Source organism: Melittangium boletus DSM 14713 (assembly GCF_002305855.1).
Taxonomy (GTDB): Bacteria; Myxococcota; Myxococcia; order Myxococcales; family Myxococcaceae; genus Cystobacter; species Cystobacter boletus.
This window is the reverse complement of record NZ_CP022163.1, coordinates 7,812,686-7,832,679: the sequence shown is the minus strand read 5'-3', so window position 1 is coordinate 7,832,679 and position 19,994 is coordinate 7,812,686. Positions and strand designations below refer to the sequence as shown.

The following is a 19,994-nucleotide window of genomic DNA, read 5'->3' as shown; positions in this document are numbered from 1 at the left end:
GCAGGCGCGTCCCCACGCCAAGGTTAGCGGAGAGATGCCATGACGCCTCGATGGTTGCTGTGCGCGATGATTGGATTGGCGGCCCCGGTGGTCCACGGGCAGACCAACCCCACCTATTCACAGGAATACGGCCCGCAGGACGACGGGTATGGTGAGGGCGAGGATTACGCCCCGCTGGCGCCCTCGGCGCCGCCCGCCCTTCCTTCCGAGAAGCCCTCGGCGCGGCCGTACACGGACGCGGTGTGGACCTCCGGGCACTGGTACTGGGATGGCGCTCAGTGGCGCTACAAGCAGGGAGGCTGGATCGCCTCCATGCCCGGCTACCAGTTCGTCAATGGCTACTGGCAGCAGCAAGGAGCCAACGCGTGGGGATGGGTGCCGGGCGGTTGGGCCCAGCCCGGCTCCACACAGGTGGAGATTCCCATCGCCGTGACCGATGAGGACGTCGCGACGACCCAGGCGCCTCCCGCGCTCCAGTCGGAAGTCCGTCCTCCCTCTCCGGACCCGAACTACACGTGGGCGCCGGGTTACTGGTACTGGGCGGGCGCGAACTGGACGTGGATCGACGGCTCCTGGATCGCCCCGCCCCGCCCCGGCCTGATCTTCGTGTCACCCCGCTGGTACCAGCGCGGCCGCTCGTGGCACTTCGCGGGTGGCGGTTGGGCGGTCCGCGGCTCCACGCGCATCGTGGTGCCCGAGTACCGCTACGCCCATGTGAACGTGGGCTGGGGCCGCCCCAGCTACTTCGTGCACACCTGGCGCAACTACGCGGTGGTGCACCCGTCCCGCTACCACGGCTATCGCCATGCGCCGCGCTACTACTGGGATTCCCGCACGTATCGTCCGGCGCCCTATCGGCCCGGCCCTCGCTACGTCGCTCCGTCCTCGCCCTCACGGGGAGGCGGCTGGGATCGCGGCCCCAGCCGGAATCATGACCGGGGCCCCAACCGGGATCATGACCGGGGCCCCAACCGGGATCATGACCGGGGCCATGGCCGCGGAAACGTCCACGACTCGAGCCCCGTCCATGATCGGGGTGGAGGCCGCCACCGCTGAACCCCGGAGGGCTCCGCCTCAGAGCGAGGCGGAGGCCTCGGCCAGCTTCTCCTGGACCGTCTCCCACCGCGCGTAGAGCTGCTCCAGCTCGTCCTTGCCCTCGCGGTGGGCGTCCATCAACGGCTTGGCCTTGGCGAAGTCGTTGTAGAGCACGGGGTCCGCCAACTGCGCCTCGCGCTCCTTCTGCGCGGACTCCAGCTTCGCGATCGCCTCCTCCAACTTCGCGATCTCCTTCTTGAGCGGAGCCTCCACGGTGCTGCGCCGCTGCCGGGCCTCGGCCTCCAGGCGCTTTCTGTCCTTCTCCGTGAGCCCCGCCGTGGAGCCCTTCGAGGCCGACGTCTCCCCCTGCCCCGCCGCCTCGGCCTCCAGCCGCCGCTGCTCCTGGTGGTAGAGGTAGTCGTCCAGGTTGCCCGGGTGCGTCTCCACCTTGCCGCCCACCACGTCCCAGATGTGCGTGGACAGTCCGTTGACGAAGCTGCGGTTGTGGGACACGAACACCAGCGTGCCCCCGTAGCCCTTGAGGGCCTCGATGAGCATCTCCGTCGAGTCCAGATCCAGGTGGTTGGTGGGCTCGTCCATCAACAACAGGTTGGAGGGGACCAGGAGCAGCTTGGCCAGCGCCACGCGCGCCCGCTCTCCACCGCTGAGCACGCCCACGGGCTTGTCCACGTCATCGCCCGAGAACATGAAGGAGCCGAGCACGCCGCGCACGAAGCTCTCCGGCTTGTCCGCCGCGAGCGGGCGCACCTCCTCGATGATGGTGTTGTGCTTGTTCAGCTTGTCCGCGTGGTGCTGCGCGTAATACCCCATCACCACGTTGTGCCCGAGCTTCACCGTGCCGCCGTCCGGCGCGAGCTCGCCCGCGATGATCTTCAGGAGCGTCGTCTTGCCCGCGCCGTTGGCGCCCACCACCGCGATGCGCTGGCCGCGCTCCACCCGCGCCTCCAGGCCCGAGTACACCACCGCCTCGCCGTAGCGCTTCTGGATGCCCTCGAGCGTCACCACGTCACGGCCCGAGCGCTCCACCTCGGGGAAGCGGAAGCGCATGGTGGCCCGCTCCTCGAGCACCTGCACGTCCTCCAGCTTCTCCAACATCTTCGCGCGGCTCTGCGCCTGGCGCGCCTTGGTGGCCTTGGCGCCGAAGCGGTCGATGAACCCCTGCAGCTCCGCCTTGCGCGCCTCGACGCGCTCGGCCTGGGCCTTGAGTTGCTCCGTCTCCTCGGCGCGCTGGCGCTTGTACGTGTCGTAGTTGCCCACGTACGAGCGCAGTCCCTCCATCTCCAGCGACAGGATGCGGTCCACCTGCCGGTTGAGGAAGTCCTTGTCGTGGGAGATGAGCACCACCGCCTTGTTCGAGCGCTTGAGGAAGCCGTCGAACCAGGCTTGCGTGGGGACGTCCAGGTGGTTCGTGGGCTCGTCCATCAGCAGCAGATCCGGATCCTGCAGCAGCAGGCCCGCGAGCGCCGCGCGCATCCGCCATCCGCCGCTCAGCGCGCTCGTGGGCTTGAGCAGGTCCGCTTCCCGGAAGCCCAGGCCCTTGAGGATGCGCTCGGCGTGGTGGCGGCCGTAGTGCTCGTCGAAATGATCCAGCTCCGTGTGCAGGTCCGCCAGCGACTGGGCCAGCTCCAACTGCTCCTCTTCCTGGGTGGCCGCGGCGAGCGCGGCTTCCGTCTCGCGCAGGCGGGCCTCCAGCGAGTCCCGGCCGGGCACGGTGCTGAGGACGGCGTCCACCACGGAACCCTCGGGCAGGCCCGCCAGTTCCTGGGGCAGGTAGCCGACCCGCGCCTTGCGCCGGTAGATGAGCGTCCCCGCGTCGGCCTGGAGGGCGCCCGCGAGGATCTTCATCAACGTGCTCTTGCCGGTCCCGTTGGCACCGACGAGACCGATCCGGTCCTTGGGACCCAGGGAGAAGCTTTCCTGATCGAAGAGGACCTTCTTCCCGTAGGAGAGGCTGATGTCCTGGGCAATGACGAGGCTCATGGCGGTGCGGAGGTGTAACAGCCCCCTCTCCCGACGGAAACGATCAAGAAGCCCGCCTGCCTCCTTGCCCCTCCGGAATCCGTCACCGCCCCCCGCCAGGCCCCCTGCCCGGCGCTTCGGGGGTTTCCTATACTCGCCAGCCCATGGCTTCCCCCTGTCCGCATTGCGGTAGCACCGAAGGTCCCGATCATCTCTGTGGCGCGGCGCAGATGGCGCTCATTGGTCAGGTGCTCGACGGCCGCTACCAGATCGAAGACGTGCTCGGCCAGGGAGGCATGGGAATGGTCTTCCGCGCCAACCAGACGTCCGTGCACCGGCCGGTGGCGGTGAAGACCCTCAACCCGTCGCTGGCAACCGCGCCCCAGTTCTTCGAGCGCTTCCGCCGCGAGGCGGAGATCGCCAGCCGACTGCGTCACCCGAACGTCATCACCATCTATGACTTCGGCCGCGCCCAGGATGGCACCTGCTACTACGTCATGGAGCTGCTGGAGGGCGAGAGCCTGCGCGAGCTCGTCAAGCGCGAGGGCCCCATGACGCTGCGCCGAGCGCTGGACCTCATCGAGCAGGCCTGCCGGGGCCTCGCCCACGCACACGAGCAGAGCGCCATCCACCGCGACATCAAGCCGCACAACATCATGGTGCAGCAGCTCGACGGACGGGACTTCGTCAAGGTGCTGGACTTCGGTCTGGTCAAGGCGCTCGAGCAGGAGGAGGAGATGCAGCTCACCTCCACGGGCCAGGTGCTCGGCACGCCGCAGTACATGCCGCCCGAGCAGGCGGGTGGCGATCACGTGGATCACCGCTCGGACCTCTATTCCATGGCCGGCGTGCTCTACTACTGCCTCACGGGTAGCTCGCCCTACGGGGCCAACACGGTGCGCAAGGCGCTCACCGCGGCCCTGACCCAGAATCCCCCCACGGTGGCCGCCAAGCGCCAGGGAGCGCCCGTCCCCAAGGCCCTGGAGGAGTTCTTCCAGAAGGCCCTCGCCCGGGAGAAGGAGGACCGCTTCCAGAGCGCCCAGGAATTCATCGACGCCATGATGGACGCGGTGGACGACGCGACCCCGCAGGAACTCGATGCCGTTCCGGCCAATTCAGCGCCCGAGGCGGGTGGAGGCAGCAAGCCGAGCCAGCGCAGCGTGTCGCGTTCGGGCCGCTCCTCGCCGAGCGCCGCACGCGCCCGCGCGCCCGCCCGCAGCGGAGCACCCGTCCCGGTCTCCCGGAGTGGGGGCTCCCAGCCCTCCGGTGTGCGGCCTTCTTCGGCGGCCCCCCGTGCGGCGCAAGGCTCGGGGACTTCGCGTCCCGGGAGCGGAGGCTCCGCCTCGGGTGCCCGGCAGAAGACGCCCCGCCCCCAGGCGCCGGCGCCCCAGACCCCGCCCCCGGAGGCAGTGGAGGAAGCGCGCGGAAGCAACTCGGGCAAGAAGCTCATGCTCGTGGCCGTACCGCTCCTGCTCTTCGCGGTGGGAGGCGCCCTCGTCGCGATGCGGCCCACGCCTCCCGAGAACACCGCTCCCTCCCGGGTGGAGATGAAGACCCGGCCCACCCCTGCCCCCACCCCCCCGCAACCCGCCCCGGTGGACACCAACATCCTGGTTCACATCCGCTCCACGCCCGCTGGCGCCGCCGTGTTCATCGGCGACGCGCAGATTGGCACCACGCCGACGGAGCGCCGGCTGCACCGGGATGAGTTGGTCGAGCTCACCTTCCGCATGGCCTCGCACCAGGAGCACAAGCGCAAGCTGGACTTCCGGGGCACCCTGTCGAGCGAGCAGGAGGTGAACGTGACGCTCGTTCCGGTGGTGAAGCCCGCCCCGGCTCCCGAGCCCGCCCGGCCGTCCCGCCCCGCGGCCCGTCCGGCCAAGGAGAAGGACGACTCCATCACCATCTTCGAGTAGGCCCGGGCCCACAGCCGAAGGTCACCAGCCAGGGAAGGATCTCCCCGCTGCGGCCCTGGACGAAGTGGTGGAACTGGCGCGTGTTGTCCGCGGGATCCGCGTTCACGAGCCACGTCCGCCCACCCACCTCGCGGGCACCATCCACGAAGCCGGCCGCGGGCCACACCGCGCCCGACGTCCCCACCGCCAGGAACACCAGCCGGGTGTCCATGCGCAGCATGAAGTCCCGAACCCGCGTCAGATCCTCCTCCGCGAGCATCTCGCCGAACCACACGATGTTCGGGCGCAGCAACCCCTGGCACTCGCGGCACTGGAGGACCCGCCCCTCGGGATAGACGGTCCGATCCTCGAAGGGCGCCCGGGCGCAGTGGTGGCAGCGTGTGCTGAACAGGCTGCCGTGCAACTCCACCACCCGCTCGCTGCCCGCCTGCTGATGCAGGCCATCGATGTTCTGCGTCGCCAGGAGGAACCGGTCTCCCAGCTTCCGCTCCCACTCGGCGATCGCCCGATGGCCGGGGTTGGGCTCGCACGAGGCGGCCGCCGCCCGGCGCTCCGAGTAGAAGCGCCAGACCCGGGCGGGGTCCTCATCGAAGCCCTCGGGCGTGGCCACCTTCTCGACGGGTTCGTTCTCCCAGAGACCCCCCATTCCCCGAAAGGTCCGGATGCCACTCTCGGCGGACACCCCCGCGCCGGTCAGGACGAGGAGCCGGGTGTTGTCATCCAGGTGCAAGGTGTCCATGCGTGCTCTCCAGGTATCGCGGTCAGGCCGTGTTCGGGATACACCTACGTGCCCCGCCGAAGCCATCTGACTTCGGCCTTCGTGTCGAGGAACACCCACCATGGCTGAAGTCACCCTGGATCTGCGCGGCCAGCCCAAGGCCGAGGCCTATGCCGAACTCGAGCAGCACGTGGAAGCCGTCCTCGAGGGCATCCACGACGACGTGGCCGCCATGGCCACCATGAGCTGCCTGCTGCACCACGCCTTCGGCCACCTGTGGACCGGCTTCTACCGGGTGGTGGAGCCGGGCAAGCTGCTGCGCGTGGGCCCCTACCAGGGGACGCTCGGGTGCCTGGAGATCCCGTTCGGCAAGGGGGTCTGCGGGACCGCCGCCGCCGAGGGCCGCACCGTCGTCGTCGAGGACGTGCACACGTTTCCGGGCCACATCACCTGCGATGGCCGCTCGGCCTCGGAAATCGTCGTGCCCGTCTTCGGGCCCCAGCGCGAACTCATCGCCGTGCTCGACATCGACTCCGAGCACAAGGCCACCTTCGACGACCTGGATCGGCGCGCCCTGGAGAAGCTGATGGGGTGGTTCTCCCGGCGCGGGTAGCTACGGCGTGCCGCCGAAGACATCCACCTCGAAGAGCGAGTACCCATACCCGCTGGAGCGCTTCGTGCCGTAGATGCGCAGGAAGCGGCCGGTGGCGGACAGGTTCGTGAACTCATCCACGCCACCATCCCCCGCCACCACCGAGGTGACGGTCGTCCAGGTGGTGCCATTGTTGGACACCTGGAGCTGGTAGTCCTTGCCGTACGCCGCCTCCCACTGGAGCTTCACGCCGGTGATCTTCTTGGTGGCACCCAGGTCCAGCAGCAGGTACTGCGGATCGGCGAAGGCACTGCTCCACCGGGTGCTCAGGTCGCCATCGATGGCCTTCTCCGGGCCCGTGCCGCCATTCTCACTGGACGAAGCGGCGGCGAGCACCGGCGTCAGCTTGCCCGGCTGCGAGGTACCACCCCCCGCGGGAAGGCTCACGTACAGGCGCCCCAGTTCCGTCAATTGCCCGGAATTGCCCAGCAGGTTGATGTTGGGGATCTCGTTGTTGCGTCCGGAGAACCAGGCGTAGCGGAAGACGGCGGGCTCGTTCTCCAGGTAGTTGACCGCCTCCGTCATGTACTTCTTCTGCACGTCCAGGGTGATCTGATCGTGCGGCCGGTCCCCGCAGGCGAACTCGGTGAGCCAGATGGGCTTGTTGTACTTCTTGAACAGGCCCACGTACCACTTGAGCGCGCTCAGGTCGCACGCGTACCAGTGCACGGCGATGTAATCCACCTTGCACGTCTTGCAGGCGTCGAAGAACGCATCCAGGTACACCACGGGATCGGTGAAGGTGACGCCCCCTTCCGAGACACAATCACCGCAGTAGTTGACCGCGGGGGCCACCAGCTTGAGGTTCTTGCGGCGGGCCACTTCCTCCAGCACGGGCCAGCGCGCCGCGGCCACGCTGGGCGTCATGTTCGCCTGGCTCTTGAAGTTGGGCTCGTTGAAGCCCAGCAGGTACTGGGCCCCCGCGGGAATGGCGGCGGCCACCTGATCCGCGTTCGGCGTACCACCCCAGACCATGGGCACGAAGGACACCCCCACGGACGAGGCCACGCTCGCGGCGCCCGCCTCGGGCGTGGGAGACCAGTTGTACCACCAGCTCATGCCCGGCGAGAGCGCCCGCATGTCCTCCGCGGAGTGGTAGCCATAACCCAGGCCTCGCTTGGCGCTCTTCGCCTGGGCATGGGCGGAAACACCGGTGAGACACAACAACAGCAGCAGGGAGCATCCGGCGCGAAAGGGATTGGGAGGGATCAAGGCCATGCCAGATCCTACCACGAATCCCCCACTTAACCCGGAATAACCGCTTAAGAGGAAAATTCAACGACGCGATATTCGCGCCAGGATTTCCTGCTCCAGGGTGTGGACGACCTCGGACAGGGGCAGCTCGGTGGAGTCCACCCGCCGGGCATCGTCCGCCGGCTTGAGCGGCGCCACGGCCCGCGAGGCGTCGTCCTGATCGCGCTTCACCTGATCCGTCAGCACGTCCGAGAGGGAGCGCTCCACGCCCTTCTGGAACAACTCCTCGTAGCGGCGGCGCGCGCGGATGGTGGGATCCGCCTCCAGGAAGAACTTGGCGTCCGCGTCCGGGAACACCACGGTGCCGATGTCCCGGCCCTCCAGGATGGCGCCCTTGGGGGCCTGCAACGCCAACCGCCGCTGGAGGGACAACAGCCCCTCGCGCACCACGGGGCGGCTCGACACCTGGGAGGCCGCCATGGAGTTCTCCGGCGTGCGGATCTCGGCCGAGACGTCCTCGCCATCGAGGAAGACGTGGTTGTCCTCGCCCACCACCTCGAAGGACACGCGCACCCGGCCGAGCAGCTCGCCGAGCTTGCCGTCGTCATCGAGCGCGATGCCCTCGCGCCGCGCCTTGAGCGCCACACAGCGGTAGATGGCCCCGGTGTCCACCAGGGCGAAGCCCAACCGGCGTGCCAGTACCTTGGACACGGTCGACTTGCCCGCGCCCGCCGGCCCGTCGATGGCCACGATGAAGGGTCTCTGATTCATGAAGCGAGTACCTCGCGCAGGGCCGTCACACAGCGCGCGTTCTCCTCGCGCGTGCCCACGGAGATGCGCAATGACGTGGGATAACCGTTGCCCGCCATGGGCCTCACGCGGCGCCCCTCGCGCATGGGCACTTCGGCGAACGGACGGCCATGCGCCTGCACGGAGATGCGGTAGGCCGGGAACGAGCCCTGGCACAGCAGCACCTCGTCCTCGGGCGTGGTGAAGGTGCGGATGAGCACCTCGATGAGCTCGTTGGAGCCGCAGCCCAGGAGCACCTCCTCGGGCCTCACCCCCAGGTGCGTGGCGAGCCGGCGCACGAGGGCGTAGCTGCTCGCGTCCGGATACAGGTGCAGCTTCTGGGCGGCGGCGCGCATGGCCTCGATGGCCTTGGGCGAGGGCCCGAGCGGATTCTCGTTGGAGGCGAGCTTGATGACACCCGTGAGGCCGTATTCCCGCTCCGTCTCCTCGATGGGCTTGCCGGGGACGTAGGGCTTGAGCGTCTCGATGTGCGCGGGAACGAGCGGTCTCATGGTCAACGTCCGGAGAACACGCCGAGCTTGCGGAATCTGTCGTAGCGATCCGTCACGAGCTTGTCCGGAGAGAGGCCGGACAGCTCATCCAGGTGCTTGCGCAGCGCCTTGCGCACGTTCTCCGCGGCCTTCGCGTGGTCGCGGTGCGCGCCACCCGGAGGCTCGGCGATGATCTCGTCGATGACGTTCATGCTCTTGAGATCCCGGGCCGTGAGCTTGAGCGCGTCCGCCGCCTTCTCCGCCTTGCTGGAGTCCCGGTAGAGGATGGACGAGCACGCCTCGGGGGAGATGACCGAGTAGATGCTGTTCTCCAGCATCAGCACGCGGTTGCCCACGCCGATGGCGAGCGCCCCACCCGAGCCGCCCTCGCCCACCACGGTGGAGACGATGGGCACCTTGAGCCGGCTCATGACCTCCAGGTTCACGGCGATCGCCTCGGCCTGGCCGCGCTCCTCGGCGCCGATGCCCGGGTAGGCGCCCGGCGTGTCCACGAAGGTGAGGATGGGCTTGTCGAAGCGCTCGGCCAGCTCCATCAGCCGGCGGGCCTTGCGGTAGCCCTCGGGGCGCGGCATGCCGAAGTTGCGCGCCATGTTCTCCTTGGTGTTGCGCCCCTTCTGGTGGCCCATGATCATCACCACCTGCCCCTCGAAGCGCGCGAAGCCGCCCACGATGGACGGGTCCTCACCGAAGTGCCTGTCCCCGGCGAGCTCCAGGAAGTCCGTGAAGAGGTGCTGCACGTAGTCCAGGAAGTACGGCCGCGAGCTGTGCCGCGACAACTGCACCACCTGCCAGCGCGTCAGGTCGCTGAAGATCTCCGTCTGGAGCTTCTTGGCCTTCTTCTCCAGCTTGGAGATTTCCGAGGTGAAATCCACCGAGCCGCTCGTCGAGAGGGCCTTGAGTTCGTCGATCTTCTTTTCCAACTCGATGAGCGGGCGCTCGAAATCGAGGGGATAATTGATGCCGGTCGCCATGGCGCGGGAGCCCTATCACCCGCCGCCCCGGGATGACAACGCGCAACCTGTTACGCGGTGCGCAGAATTCCTACCTCTCCCCTCCCGTCCGAGTGCTCGTGAACGCCCTGCCCCTGCTGCTGTCCCTGTTCCTGTCCGCCGCGCCCACCCCGTCCGCGAGGACCCTCAATACCGAGGGCTTTCGGCTCTATCAGGCGGGCCAATACACCGAGGCCCTGGAAAAGTTCCGGGCGGCCACCCGCGCCAACCCGAGGATGGCCCTGGCGCACTACAACGTGGCGGCCACGCTGGGCGTCCTGCGCCAGAAGGGGAAGATCTGCGAGGAGGAGGCCTACCGGGAGACCATCCTCCAGTACCTGAAGCGCTCCGTGGAGCTGGACAAGCGGCGGCTCGCGCGGGCCAAGGAGGACCCGGATCTGGACGTCATCCGCGACACGGTGGGCTGGCAGTTGCTACTGGGCCGCTCCCTCCAGAGGACGTCCGATCTGCCGGACATCCTCCAGAAGGTGACCTGGTCCATCCTCCCCGCGGGCGTCATGTCGCCCCGGCTCTCCCTCACCTTCTCCGCCTCGGGGCGCGTCGTGCTCAAGACGGCGGAGGTGGACACGACGAGCGAGAAGGGCGGCCTCCTGCGGCGCGAGGAGCAAGGCACCTACACGCTCACGGGCCGCACCGTGCGGCTCACCTTCCCGAAGCGGGAGCCCCTCCAGGGCACGCTGACGGAGCGGGGAGCGCTGGAACTCGGGACGCTGGGGACGTTCGTCGACAACCCGCCCGAGTGCGATGCATAGAACGAATCGCCCCATGACGGACTTGGCGCCCCGGCGGCCCCTGCCCACCCTCTTCTCTAGGGAGGTGGCGGGGGATGGTGAGACTCGAGGGACGGCAGTGGGGATTGGTGGTGTTGGTGGCGTTGACCCCCTTCTTCTTCGCCTTCGTGCTGGCGGCCCTGGCACCGGGGCTCGTCCAGCCCGTGCTGGGCACGGTACTGGGGGGCGCGAGCTGGATGCTGGCGGCGCTGCTGGGTCTGCTCGGGGCGGCGCTGTTCGCGGGATGCCTGAGCGCGCTGACGGCCTCGTCCGAGGCGCCTCCCTCCCGGATGCGTCGGGCGCTCCACCTGACCGCCGCGTCGCTCGTGCCCGTGGGGCTGTGCCTCGTGCCCGCGCTGTGCCTGCTCCTGGCGGGACCGGTGCTGGCCCTGCGCCTGGAGCACGGTGAAGGGGTGCTCCGGGAAGAACCCTCCCGCTCGCCCCAACAGCGCTTGATGGAAGGACTGCTGTACCAACTGCCGCGCCTGCTGCCCCATGTGAGGGGCATGCAGTTGCGGTGAAGCGACCCGAGGGCGCGCCTCAGGCCGCCTTCGTCTTCGCGGTGGCGCTCAGCGCGTACCAGGCGGTGCGGAAGGCCTTGAGCTCGCGCAGCCCGGCCGGGTGACGGCCGAGAGCGGGCGCCACGGTGACGGGCAGGCCGATCTGCTTCTCGATGACCTTGGCCGCGTTGAGCTCGTTCTTGCGCCGGTTCTCGCACTTGGGGCAGTCCGCCTTGGGCCCCACGCGGTTGACCAGCACGCGCTCCACCTGGAGCTTGCGCTCCTTGAGGTATTCCACCAGCCGCGCCGTGCGCTCCGTGGCCAGCTCCTCGCCCCGCGTCACCACGACGAAGCGCGACTCGGTGGGCGAGGCCAGCGCGTCCTCGAAACGCTTGATGTGCTTGATGAACCCGGCCATGTCGTCCGACAGCTCGCCGAGCCCCTTGGCCTTGTGCTTGGACAGAACGCCGTGCAGCGCGCTGAACCAGCCCTTGGCGATGCTCGCCAGCTCCACCACACGCAAGCTGGACACCATGGGCGCCCCGTCCACGACGATGCGCTTGAAGCGCTCCTGCACCAGGGCATCCGTCAGGCAGGACAGGGCCGCCAGCTCGTCGATGCCCGGGGGCGCCGCGTCCAGCAGGTTGCGGAAGAGGAGCAGATCCACCGGCACGTCATTGCCCGTCTTGGGCGCGCCCTCGAAGGCCTTCTCCGCCTTCTCCTTCCAGCGCTTGCGCAGGGCGGTGAACCAGCCCGGCACATCCAACTCGCGGGCATACAGGCCCTTGGTGCCCTTGACCTGCGTCTCCACGTCCGTGAGCCGGCTCTGGAGCACGTCCGACAGCGAATGCGCCGTGTCCGTGGAGATGAGGAGCACCGGCCCCTCCTTCTCCGTCAACGTCACCGCCGCGGCGGCCGCGCACGAACTCTTGCCCACGCCGCCCTGGCCCACGAAGAAGATGAGCCGGGTGGGAGGCAGCGGCGGCGCGGCGATGGGCGGCATGGAGGGGGCACGCACCAGCGCGGGCGGACCCTCGGCGGCCGCGAACTCCAGCGTCTTGGTTTCCTTGCCGCTCGCCCACTCCTGAGCGAAGGGCTTGAGCAACTCCAGGCCGCGCGGCGCCACCTCGCGCTTGCAGACCAGGTGCACCGGGACGTTCTTGTCGAGCGCCTGGTACTTGCGGACATGGGGCGCCTGGAGCCCGCGGCGGCCCTGACAGGTGGGACAGCCTTCCTTGTCCTCGACCTGGTTGACCACCACCTCGACCACGGGAATTCCGCGCTCGCGCAGCTGGGTGAAATACATGCGCGTCTGGGCCTCGGGCACCGGCTCCGCCAGCGTCACCAGGTGGAAGGCCGAACGCGCGGGGTCCTTCAGCAAGGCCAACAGCTTCTCCGCCCGGGAGAGCAGCTCCTCGAGGAAGCCCTGCTCCTCGGACACGGCGGCGGCGGCCTTCTTGCCCTTGCCACTCGCCGCCCGATCCCCGCCCGCCTTCACGAGGCCCAGGAACTTGCGCAGCCCCACCGGCATGTCGAAGAGGCGCAGCGTGTGGCTCGTGGGCGCCGTGTCCACGACGATCCGGTCGAACTCGCCCGACTCCGCCAGCGCCGCCACGTGCAGCAGGCCCAGCAACTCCTCCAGTCCCGGAGTGGCCTGGCTGTACAACTTACCCAGCTCCTCCTCGGACAGATGCGTCCCCTTCACCGCCGCCTTCTGCAACGCGGGCAGATATTTCTGAAGGAAGGGTTTGGTGAGCGCCGCGGGCTCCATTTCCATGGCCCACAAGCCGCCCTCCGCCTTGGTGCTCTTGGCGCCCTTGCCCTTGCCCTTGGGCTCAACCTTGGGTTCCGCCTTGGGTTCCGCCGCTCCCTCCTCGGCCTCGATCTTCGAGGGTTTGGCCGTCAGGGGCTTGCGCAACAGGTCAGACAATGACCGCACCGGATCCAATGAGACGATTAGAACCCGCTCCTTGGGCGCTTCATCCACCAGCCGCAGGGCGTATGCCGCCGCGAGCGTGGTCTTGCCCACCCCGCCCTTGCCGCCGAAGAAGTGAAGAACTCGCGCGTCGCTCATGAAAACGTGGCCTTCCTTGACGCCCCCAGGCGTGGCTGAACTCCGTCCTCTGACAGAGAGCCGCGGAGAGAACACGCCGGAATCCTCCCTACGTAGGGAAGTGTAACACCGGCTGCCTCAGTGGGTATGTGTGACCCGCAGGATCGCCCGCCGCGACCCCATGAGTCAAGCAGAGACGGGGCGCTCCCTTGCCCTTCCGACACGCCGCGTCATGATTCCCTCTCGCGAGGAACATCCACCCTGGCGCCCGGCCCTCCGGCCGCCAGACCTGGATTCTTCCCTTGCACCCAAACCACCTGACAGGTCAGCTCCTGGAGCGGAGCCGCCGAGGTAGTTTGGTCGGAGGAAGAACGGCTTAGCGGAATTCCGGATTGTTCCCGAGCAGGGAGCCGCCGTGATTGCCAGACAGGGTGTTGCTCTCGCCCGTCTTTCCCTGGCGTGCCTCGGCCGCGTAGCGGTTGAGCTTGTTGTAGAGCGTCTTCTCGCTCACGCCGAGGATTTCCGCCGTACGGGCCTTGTTGTTGCCGTTGCGCTGGAGGCTTCCCAGGATGTACTCGCGCTCCACGGCATCGAGCGACAGGCCGTAGGGCAGGCGGAAGGTGTGCCGCTCGGGGCTCTTGCCGGCCATGTCGGGCGGCAGGTGCTCGCGCATGATGAGCTCGCCGTCGCAGAGGATGACGGCGCGCTCCACGGCGTTGCGCAGCTCGCGGATGTTGCCCGGCCACTCGTGGTTCTTGAGCGTCTCCATCGCGTCCGGGTGCACGCCCGTGACGCGCTTGGCCGAGTCCCCGCGGAACTTCTCCACGAAGTGCTGCACCAGGATGGGCACGTCGTCGCGGCGCTCGCGCAAGGGCGGCAGGTGGATCTGGAAGACGTTGAGGCGGAAGTAGAGGTCCTCGCGAAAGCGCTTGGCCTCGATCTCCTTCTTGAGGTCGCGGTTGGTGGCGCACAGCACGCGCACGTCCACCTCGAGCTCCACCTTGCCGCCCAGGCGCCGCAGCCGGCCTTCCTCGAGCACGCGCAAGAGCTTGGCCTGCAGCTCGATGGGAATCTCGCCCAGCTCGTCCAGGAAGAGCGTGCCGCCGTGGGCGAGCTCGAAGACGCCCGGGCGGCGCTGATCCGCGCCGGTGAAGGCGCCCTTCTCGTGGCCGAAGATCTCCGACTCGATGAGGGTGGCGGGAATGGAGGCGCAGTTGATGGCGACGAAGGGCTTGTCACGCCGCTGCGACAGGTTGTGGATGGAGCGCGCCACCACTTCCTTGCCCGTGCCGGACTCGCCGGAGATGGCCACGCTCGCCTTGGAGGGGGCCACCTTCTCGATGAGCTCGAACACCTTGCGCATCACCGCCGACTGGCCGATGAAGTCCGAGGAGCCCAACTGCTTGAGGCGCCGGCGCAGACCCTGCACCTCGCGCATCGTCTCCTTCTTCTCCAGCGCCCGGTCGATGCAGACCTTGAGCCGCGCGGTGTCCAGCGGCTTGACGATGAAGTCATAGGCGCCCTCGCGGATGGCGGCCACCGCGGCATCGATGGTGCCGTGGCCGGTGAGGAGCACCACCGGGCAGTCCGGCAGCTCGTCGCGCAAGGTGCGCAACAGCCCCAGACCATCCGTCTCGGGCATGGCCAGGTCCGACAAGACCACGTCCGGCCGGAACTCGCCCGCCTTGCGGAGCGCGTCGTGCGCGTCGAACGCGGTCTCCACCTTGTGACCCCAGGCGGTCAACATCTCCGCCAGCGCCTCACACGTATCGCGCTCGTCGTCCACAGCCAGAATTCGCGCGCTGCCCACGGGACCTCCAGACATCTGAACTTCTCGGATGAAGAAAAAGGTTGGTAAACGCCGTTCGTCTGGATCAGGCGAGCGGGAAGGACATGCGGCAAGTACCGGCACGCAGGTGCAGGTCCACGCCGAGCTGCGCACATCGCAGTTCAAGGGCCGCCGACGACTCCGAGGTGCCATCCAGCGCCGGGGATGTGTTCACATCCACCACCTCGAAGACCGCCCGCGACTCCTCGATCCGCACCCCCACCGTCACTTCACTTCCAGGCTCCGAGCGGCCATAGCCCCGCGTCAACGCCTGCAACACGAGGAAGCCCAGCTCCCCGATGTCCGACAGCCGCGCCCTCACGCCCGGAGCGAGCGAGGGACGCACCTGCAGGCGCTGCTTGCGGCTCTCGTGAGCCAACACGTCCATGGCGCGTGTCACCGTCTCCGTGAGGTCGGCATCTCCCGCCCCACCCGGGCGGCTCACGATGAACTCGGCGAAGCGCCGCAAAATGCCGTCCACCCGCTGGATCTGCTCGCGCATGGACTTGAGGTTCTTCTCCTGGGAGGGCGGCACCTGGCCCTCCACCTTGAGCTTCTCCGTCAGCACCTCCAGGTGGATGGAGAGCGCATTCAAGGGATTGCGCACATCATGCAGAAGGCTGTCCATCAGGGGAGGAACCGTGCTGTAGCGCGCGGCATCCACCACCGTATCAGTCCCTTCGCGCACCGAGGGCGCGCCGCTGTTCGCAGCCGTGGAGGTAATCACGCATGCTCCTGAGGTTGACTGGCGCCCGTCACTCCCGCCGCCCCGTCACTCCCAGGATCTAGGGACTGGCGTATTTACCGTCAACCCTGAGCCGGTAATTCTTGCCGTCCAAGAGGAATTCCCGTCTCAAGCGTCCTCCAGCCATCAACAGAATGTCATTCACTCGACGTTTCGAGCGCCAAACATCCAGGACGCACCGGGGTTGCGTGCGCTGGCTGACACTGGGTGCCAGTAATTAACGCCCGGACGGTTGCTCTTCCGGACCCGGGCCCACGAGCTCTATTTCCAGACGAGAGGCGTACTCGAAGATGCGCGGATCCCGGTAGAACTCGCCGTAGACGATGCGTTGCACGCCCGAGTTGGCGATCAGCTTGAAGCACGGCCAGCAGGGGCTCGCGGTGGTGTAGAGCGTGGTGGGTTTGTCGCGCTCGCTGTCGATGCGCACACCGTTCTTGGCCGCCTGGATGATGGCGTTGGCCTCGGCGTGGACGGTGGCCACACAATGGCCGTTCTCCATCATGTGGCCCACGTCCGAGCAGTGCGGCAGGCCCCGGATGGAGCCGTTGTAGCCCGTGGAGAGAATGGTCCGGTCGCGCACCAGGAGCGCCCCCACGTGCTTGCGATCACACGTGGCCCGGCTGGCCACCTGGCGCGCGATGTCCATGAAGTACTGATCCCAGGAACTGCGGTTGCCCATGTCTGTCTCCCGCCTCGGGATGTACCGTGGCGGCCACCCCTGTCGAGTTTTCCCGTCCGGGGGTGGACAGAGCGCGGAGGGCGTCTAGCGGCTGGCGACCGGCTCCGTGCCGAGCAGCCGGGCGAAGCCGTGCTGCCCCAGGAAGACGCGCACCTTGGCCGAGGGAGCGGCGAAGGTCTCGCCCGGCATGGGCACGTCGAAGCTGAAGTTCTGCTCGGCCACGGCGAAGCCCACCTTGGCGGTGCGGTAGCCCTCGACGATGGCGAGCAGCTTGCCCGACTCCAGGCTGAAGATGCCGCCGCCCGAGGCGCCGTACCCGATGGGCGCGTCCGTCTTCACCATGCGCGGCAGCTTGCTGTCCTTGTCCCATTCCACCTGGGACACCATGCCCCCGGACAGCGACAGGGCCCGGCCGAAGGGCGAGGCGGCCACCACCACGTCGTCACCCAGTTCCACTTCCGCGTCCGTGGCGAGCCGGGCCGGTTCGAGCGCGAGGCCAGGCACCTTCACCAGCGCCAGGTCCATGTCCGGCACCGAGCCCGTGGCCACCACGCGCGCCGCGTACTCCGTGGAGTCACCGCGCGCGTCCACGATGACGAGCAGGCTCGGCTTGTCGAGCCCGTCCATCGCCACGGCGTGCGCGTTGGTGAGCACGTAGCTCACGACGCCCTCGGGCGTCTTCTCGTTGCCGATGACCACGCCCGAGGCGGCGCTGCGGGCCTGCCCATCCTCGCGCACGGACAGCCGCACGTTATGCGGGAGGATGCGCCGCACCTGCTCCTTGCGCGTGGGCCGCGACGAGGAGGAGACCACCGGCGCACCGCCCATGCTCCCTTCGCCCGAGGGCGCCAAGGCCCCATGAGGGGTCGGCGCGGCCGCGCAGGACAGCATGGCGAAGAAGGCGGGCAGGCCCAGGACGAAACGGGTCATCGAGACTCCGGACACGGAACGAGGGGGGACAAAGGTCTTCAACATCGATGGAGTCCCCATCATCCCCTTGCGACGCGCTTTTCAGAAAGCACCGAGCCCACCCGGCGCCCGTCCGCCCGCCTGCTCCGGGAGGACTCCGCGTGTGGCGCTCGCGACCCCCAGCGCGGCTCAGCCGTAGCGCTTGCGCATCAGGAAGAGGATGGCGTCCTTGGCGCAGTGCTCGCAGTAGCCGTAGCGCTCGCTCATGGCCTGGAGGGTGCTCTCCACCTGGGCCTGCTCGCGCGAGGACAACGTGCCCCGGTCCTCCGAGAGGTACTTGAGGATGTTCTCCTTGTTGCGCCGCAGCACGCGCTTGCGCTCCTCGAAGTAGTGGTCGCGCAGGCGGCGGAAGAGATCCGGGAAGATGCGCGGGTAGTCCATCTCCGCGTCCGGGTTGTCCAGCTTGTGCGCGCCGATCTGCGAGATGAGGCCCCGGCGGAACTCGCCCGGATCCTCGCCGCGCGGCATGACGATGGCCTCCATCTCCGCCATGCGCTGCTCGTCCACGCGCTCCATGGCCCCGGTGTGGCGGTTGCGGATCTTCTCGCCCTTCACCCAGTGGCTCACGTTGTAGACGTAGCGCTCCACGAGCTCGCGGTACTGGCCCTCGGACACCAGGCCCATGCTCTCGCGCACCTCCTCGTCCACCCGGTCGAGGTACTCGGCCTGCACCGCGCGCACGAACTCCTCGTGATCGTGGTAGCCGTCCACCACCTCCTGCAGGAGGAACTCGTAGACGCTCTTGTCCTTGCAGATGGCCTCCAGCTCCTCGAACACCGCGAGCGCGTGCAGGCACTTGTAGTCCGGGTGCTGCGCGGCGTTGAACAGCGCCGTCTTGATCTCCCGCGCGCTCGCGCCGCTGCGGCCCTCGTAGTTGGGATAGGCGTCGGACTCCTCGTACAGGTCCGTGCGCAGCTTGCGCAGTTCCTTGCCGTGCGAGAGGCTGAGCCGGTCCGGCACCACGCCCTCCTCGTACAGGTGCATCTTCTCCACCGGCGTCACCTGGTCGATGAGCTCCTTGACCTCGGGCGGGTAGCGGTCGGGAATGGGCTTCTTGAGGCGCGTGAGCACCGCCCACATGGCGGCCACCTCGGTGGCGTGCGGGGCCACGTGCTTGCCCACGGTGGTGGGGGTGATCTGCGCGTCGTACACCTGCTGCTCCTGCCGGTAGCGGCGCAGGTAGGGCACGCGCACCAGCTCGATGCGGCCCTTGAAGGACGCGAAGTCCGGCAGTTCCTTGAAGGCCCCCAGGTGCTTCTCGTTGGAGGACGCGAGGAGCACTTCATCCAGTTGCAGCACGAAGTGCTCGAGCGGCACCTGCGCCGTCTCCACGAAGCCCAGCAGGTACTTGAAGGCTTCCAACGGACGCTTGAGCAGATCCGAGTACTCGATGACCCCCCGGTTGGCGTGCACGAGCGCGCCATGGGGCTCGAAGAGGGCCACGTTGTGCAGCGCGGGCGGCATGTTGAGCATCTGGGCGCGGTCCGCCGACACCTGCTGGTACATGGCGTCCACGCTCATCTGCGGCTCCACCGTCACCGTGCCCACCTGGTAGCGGCGCGAGATGTAGAAGCGCTCGACCCGCACGTGGCGGATCACCTGCATGAAGTCGCCTTTGTAGTTGGCGAGCAGCGCCGTGTAGATGCTGCGGCACTTGTGGCACAGCTCGCCATGACGCATGTAGTCCGAGAGGATGAAGTCGCCCTCGCCCCCCTGCCCTTCCCCCGGGCCCTTCTTCTTGAGCGCGCCCTCGACGAGCCGCTGCCGCTCGGAGGGGGGCAGGACGAAGAGCGGGTGGTCGCGCAGCTCGCAGGGGATGCGCACATCGATGGACTCCGCGTCCAGGTGCGCGAAGGAGGTCAGGTCCGTCTCCGTGGCGGGAACGCGCTCGCCGCCAAAGCCGATGGAGCCCTTGACGAGCTTGGACGAGGGGAAGATCCAGCTGATGCGGTAGAGGGCCCCCTGGGGCTGCCGCGAGTAGTCCTCCATGCCCGCCTTGAGCGCGTTGACGAAGGTGGACTTCGCGCTGCCGTTGGGGCCGTGCATCATGATGAGCTTGTTGATGCGTCCGGCGCGCGTGAAGTTGCCGAGCATCCGGTAGACGGCGTTCTGCACTTCCTCCTGGCCGGCGACCCGGCCATCGCGGTCGCTGGAGGGCACGTCGAAGACCTTGAAGCGGCGCTGCTTGCCGGTGGGGTGCGGCACCGTCTCCGTGCCGTAGTGGTCCATCACATCGCGCAGGTACTGAGCGGCGTTGCGTGCCTGACCCCGCGGATCCGCCATGAAGAGCGCGAGGTATTCCTCGAAGGAGAGGATGGAGCGATTCTTGACGAAGTCGTCGGACACCTGGGCGCCGACCTCCTGCAGGTATCGCTTGGCTTCCACGGGGACACTCCTCTGTGCGGTGGTTTGGACCCTCCCCCTCCGCCGGGGAAGGCCGCCTCCACGGAAACGCGGCGGCTTCCAGGACATTTCCTCCCGGACCCGGCGATGTCCAGGTCCCTTCTTCCGTTATGTCGTGGGCCGTGCTCTCCAGGCGGGAGCACGGGTCGGGGGGCGTCGTGCCCGCTGGGGCGCCCTCCGGACAACCCGGGAAGACGCCCCCCGGGGGCCACCGGACTTGTCGTCGCGCTCGCGACCCCCG

General features: G+C 68.2%; 17 protein-coding genes. 5 read left to right on the top strand and 12 right to left on the bottom strand.

The window, feature by feature from the left end:
• The first annotated feature begins 39 nt into the window (after positions 1-39).
• A complete protein-coding gene (locus MEBOL_RS32495; protein WP_095981078.1) occupies positions 40-1,056 on the top strand; it encodes a YXWGXW repeat-containing protein in 1,017 nt (338 codons plus the stop codon).
• 18 nt (positions 1,057-1,074) lie between these two features.
• Here the strand turns inward: MEBOL_RS32495 and abc-f are convergent, their stop codons facing one another.
• Positions 1,075-3,036, bottom strand: a complete 1,962-nt coding sequence (gene abc-f / locus MEBOL_RS32490; protein ID WP_095981077.1) for a ribosomal protection-like ABC-F family protein — start codon at positions 3,034-3,036, stop codon at positions 1,075-1,077.
• Positions 3,037-3,245: 209 nt separating this feature from the next.
• Here abc-f and MEBOL_RS32485 point away from each other — a divergent pair, with 209 nt between their 5' ends.
• Positions 3,246-4,931, top strand: a complete 1,686-nt coding sequence (locus MEBOL_RS32485) for a serine/threonine protein kinase (protein ID WP_095981076.1) — start codon at positions 3,246-3,248, stop codon at positions 4,929-4,931.
• Here MEBOL_RS32485 and MEBOL_RS32480 read toward each other — a convergent pair.
• Positions 4,915-5,670, bottom strand: coding sequence for an NAD-dependent deacylase (locus MEBOL_RS32480; RefSeq protein WP_095981075.1), 756 nt, complete (start codon positions 5,668-5,670; stop codon positions 4,915-4,917). The two genes, MEBOL_RS32485 and MEBOL_RS32480, sit on opposite strands and share 17 nt — an antisense overlap.
• Positions 5,671-5,770: 100 nt before the next feature.
• Here MEBOL_RS32480 and MEBOL_RS32475 point away from each other — a divergent pair, with 100 nt between their 5' ends.
• Complete coding sequence (locus MEBOL_RS32475; protein WP_095981074.1) at positions 5,771-6,262, top strand: GAF domain-containing protein; 492 nt, start codon at positions 5,771-5,773, stop codon at positions 6,260-6,262.
• Here MEBOL_RS32475 and MEBOL_RS32470 read toward each other — a convergent pair whose 3' ends face one another.
• The 4 genes from MEBOL_RS32470 to MEBOL_RS32455 are packed head-to-tail and all read right to left on the bottom strand — an operon-like array spanning position 6,263 to position 9,767.
• Entirely contained in the window at positions 6,263-7,519 is a 1,257-nt protein-coding gene (locus MEBOL_RS32470; RefSeq protein WP_095981073.1) for a glycosyl hydrolase, read from the bottom strand.
• Positions 7,520-7,576: 57 nt separating this feature from the next.
• On the bottom strand, positions 7,577-8,266 hold the full coding sequence (cmk, locus tag MEBOL_RS32465; RefSeq protein ID WP_095981072.1) for a (d)CMP kinase: 690 nt from the start codon (positions 8,264-8,266) through the stop codon (positions 7,577-7,579).
• Complete coding sequence (locus tag MEBOL_RS32460; RefSeq protein ID WP_245919018.1) at positions 8,263-8,796, bottom strand: aminotransferase class I/II-fold pyridoxal phosphate-dependent enzyme; 534 nt, start codon at positions 8,794-8,796, stop codon at positions 8,263-8,265. The genes cmk and MEBOL_RS32460 overlap by 4 nt, the downstream gene beginning before the upstream one ends.
• A gap of 2 nt (positions 8,797-8,798) precedes the next feature.
• Entirely contained in the window at positions 8,799-9,767 is a 969-nt protein-coding gene (locus MEBOL_RS32455; RefSeq protein ID WP_095981071.1) for an acetyl-CoA carboxylase carboxyltransferase subunit alpha, read from the bottom strand.
• Between the two features lie 98 nt (positions 9,768-9,865).
• Here MEBOL_RS32455 and MEBOL_RS32450 point away from each other — a divergent pair, with 98 nt between their 5' ends.
• Together MEBOL_RS32450 and MEBOL_RS32445 are read left to right on the top strand one after the other, a co-directional pair.
• Entirely contained in the window at positions 9,866-10,558 is a 693-nt protein-coding gene (locus MEBOL_RS32450; protein ID WP_179956333.1) for a hypothetical protein, read from the top strand.
• A 74-nt stretch (positions 10,559-10,632) separates the two neighbouring features.
• The gene (locus MEBOL_RS32445; protein WP_095981069.1) at positions 10,633-11,097 is read left to right on the top strand and encodes a hypothetical protein; all 465 of its coding nucleotides are present in this window, start codon (positions 10,633-10,635) and stop codon (positions 11,095-11,097) included.
• 19 nt (positions 11,098-11,116) lie between these two features.
• On the opposite strand, the gene MEBOL_RS32440 is transcribed toward MEBOL_RS32445, so the two are convergent.
• The 6 genes from MEBOL_RS32440 to MEBOL_RS32415 all read right to left on the bottom strand — a co-directional run bounded on the left by MEBOL_RS32440 (position 11,117) and on the right by MEBOL_RS32415 (position 19,735).
• The gene (locus tag MEBOL_RS32440; protein ID WP_095981068.1) at positions 11,117-13,150 is read right to left on the bottom strand and encodes an ArsA family ATPase; all 2,034 of its coding nucleotides are present in this window, start codon (positions 13,148-13,150) and stop codon (positions 11,117-11,119) included.
• A gap of 355 nt (positions 13,151-13,505) precedes the next feature.
• On the bottom strand, positions 13,506-14,939 hold the full coding sequence (nla6, locus tag MEBOL_RS32435) for an enhancer binding protein Nla6 (RefSeq protein WP_095981067.1): 1,434 nt from the start codon (positions 14,937-14,939) through the stop codon (positions 13,506-13,508).
• Positions 14,940-15,003: 64 nt separating this feature from the next.
• Positions 15,004-15,684: a histidine kinase dimerization/phospho-acceptor domain-containing protein gene (locus MEBOL_RS32430; RefSeq protein WP_095981066.1), complete on the bottom strand. Its 681-nt coding sequence runs from the start codon at positions 15,682-15,684 to the stop codon at positions 15,004-15,006.
• Positions 15,685-15,919: 235 nt separating this feature from the next.
• Complete coding sequence (locus MEBOL_RS32425; RefSeq protein WP_095981065.1) at positions 15,920-16,381, bottom strand: deoxycytidylate deaminase; 462 nt, start codon at positions 16,379-16,381, stop codon at positions 15,920-15,922.
• A gap of 84 nt (positions 16,382-16,465) precedes the next feature.
• Complete coding sequence (locus tag MEBOL_RS32420) at positions 16,466-17,311, bottom strand: S1 family peptidase (RefSeq protein WP_095981064.1); 846 nt, start codon at positions 17,309-17,311, stop codon at positions 16,466-16,468.
• A gap of 168 nt (positions 17,312-17,479) precedes the next feature.
• Positions 17,480-19,735, bottom strand: a complete 2,256-nt coding sequence (locus MEBOL_RS32415; RefSeq protein WP_095981063.1) for a PrkA family serine protein kinase — start codon at positions 19,733-19,735, stop codon at positions 17,480-17,482.
• Positions 19,736-19,994 lie beyond the last annotated feature (259 nt).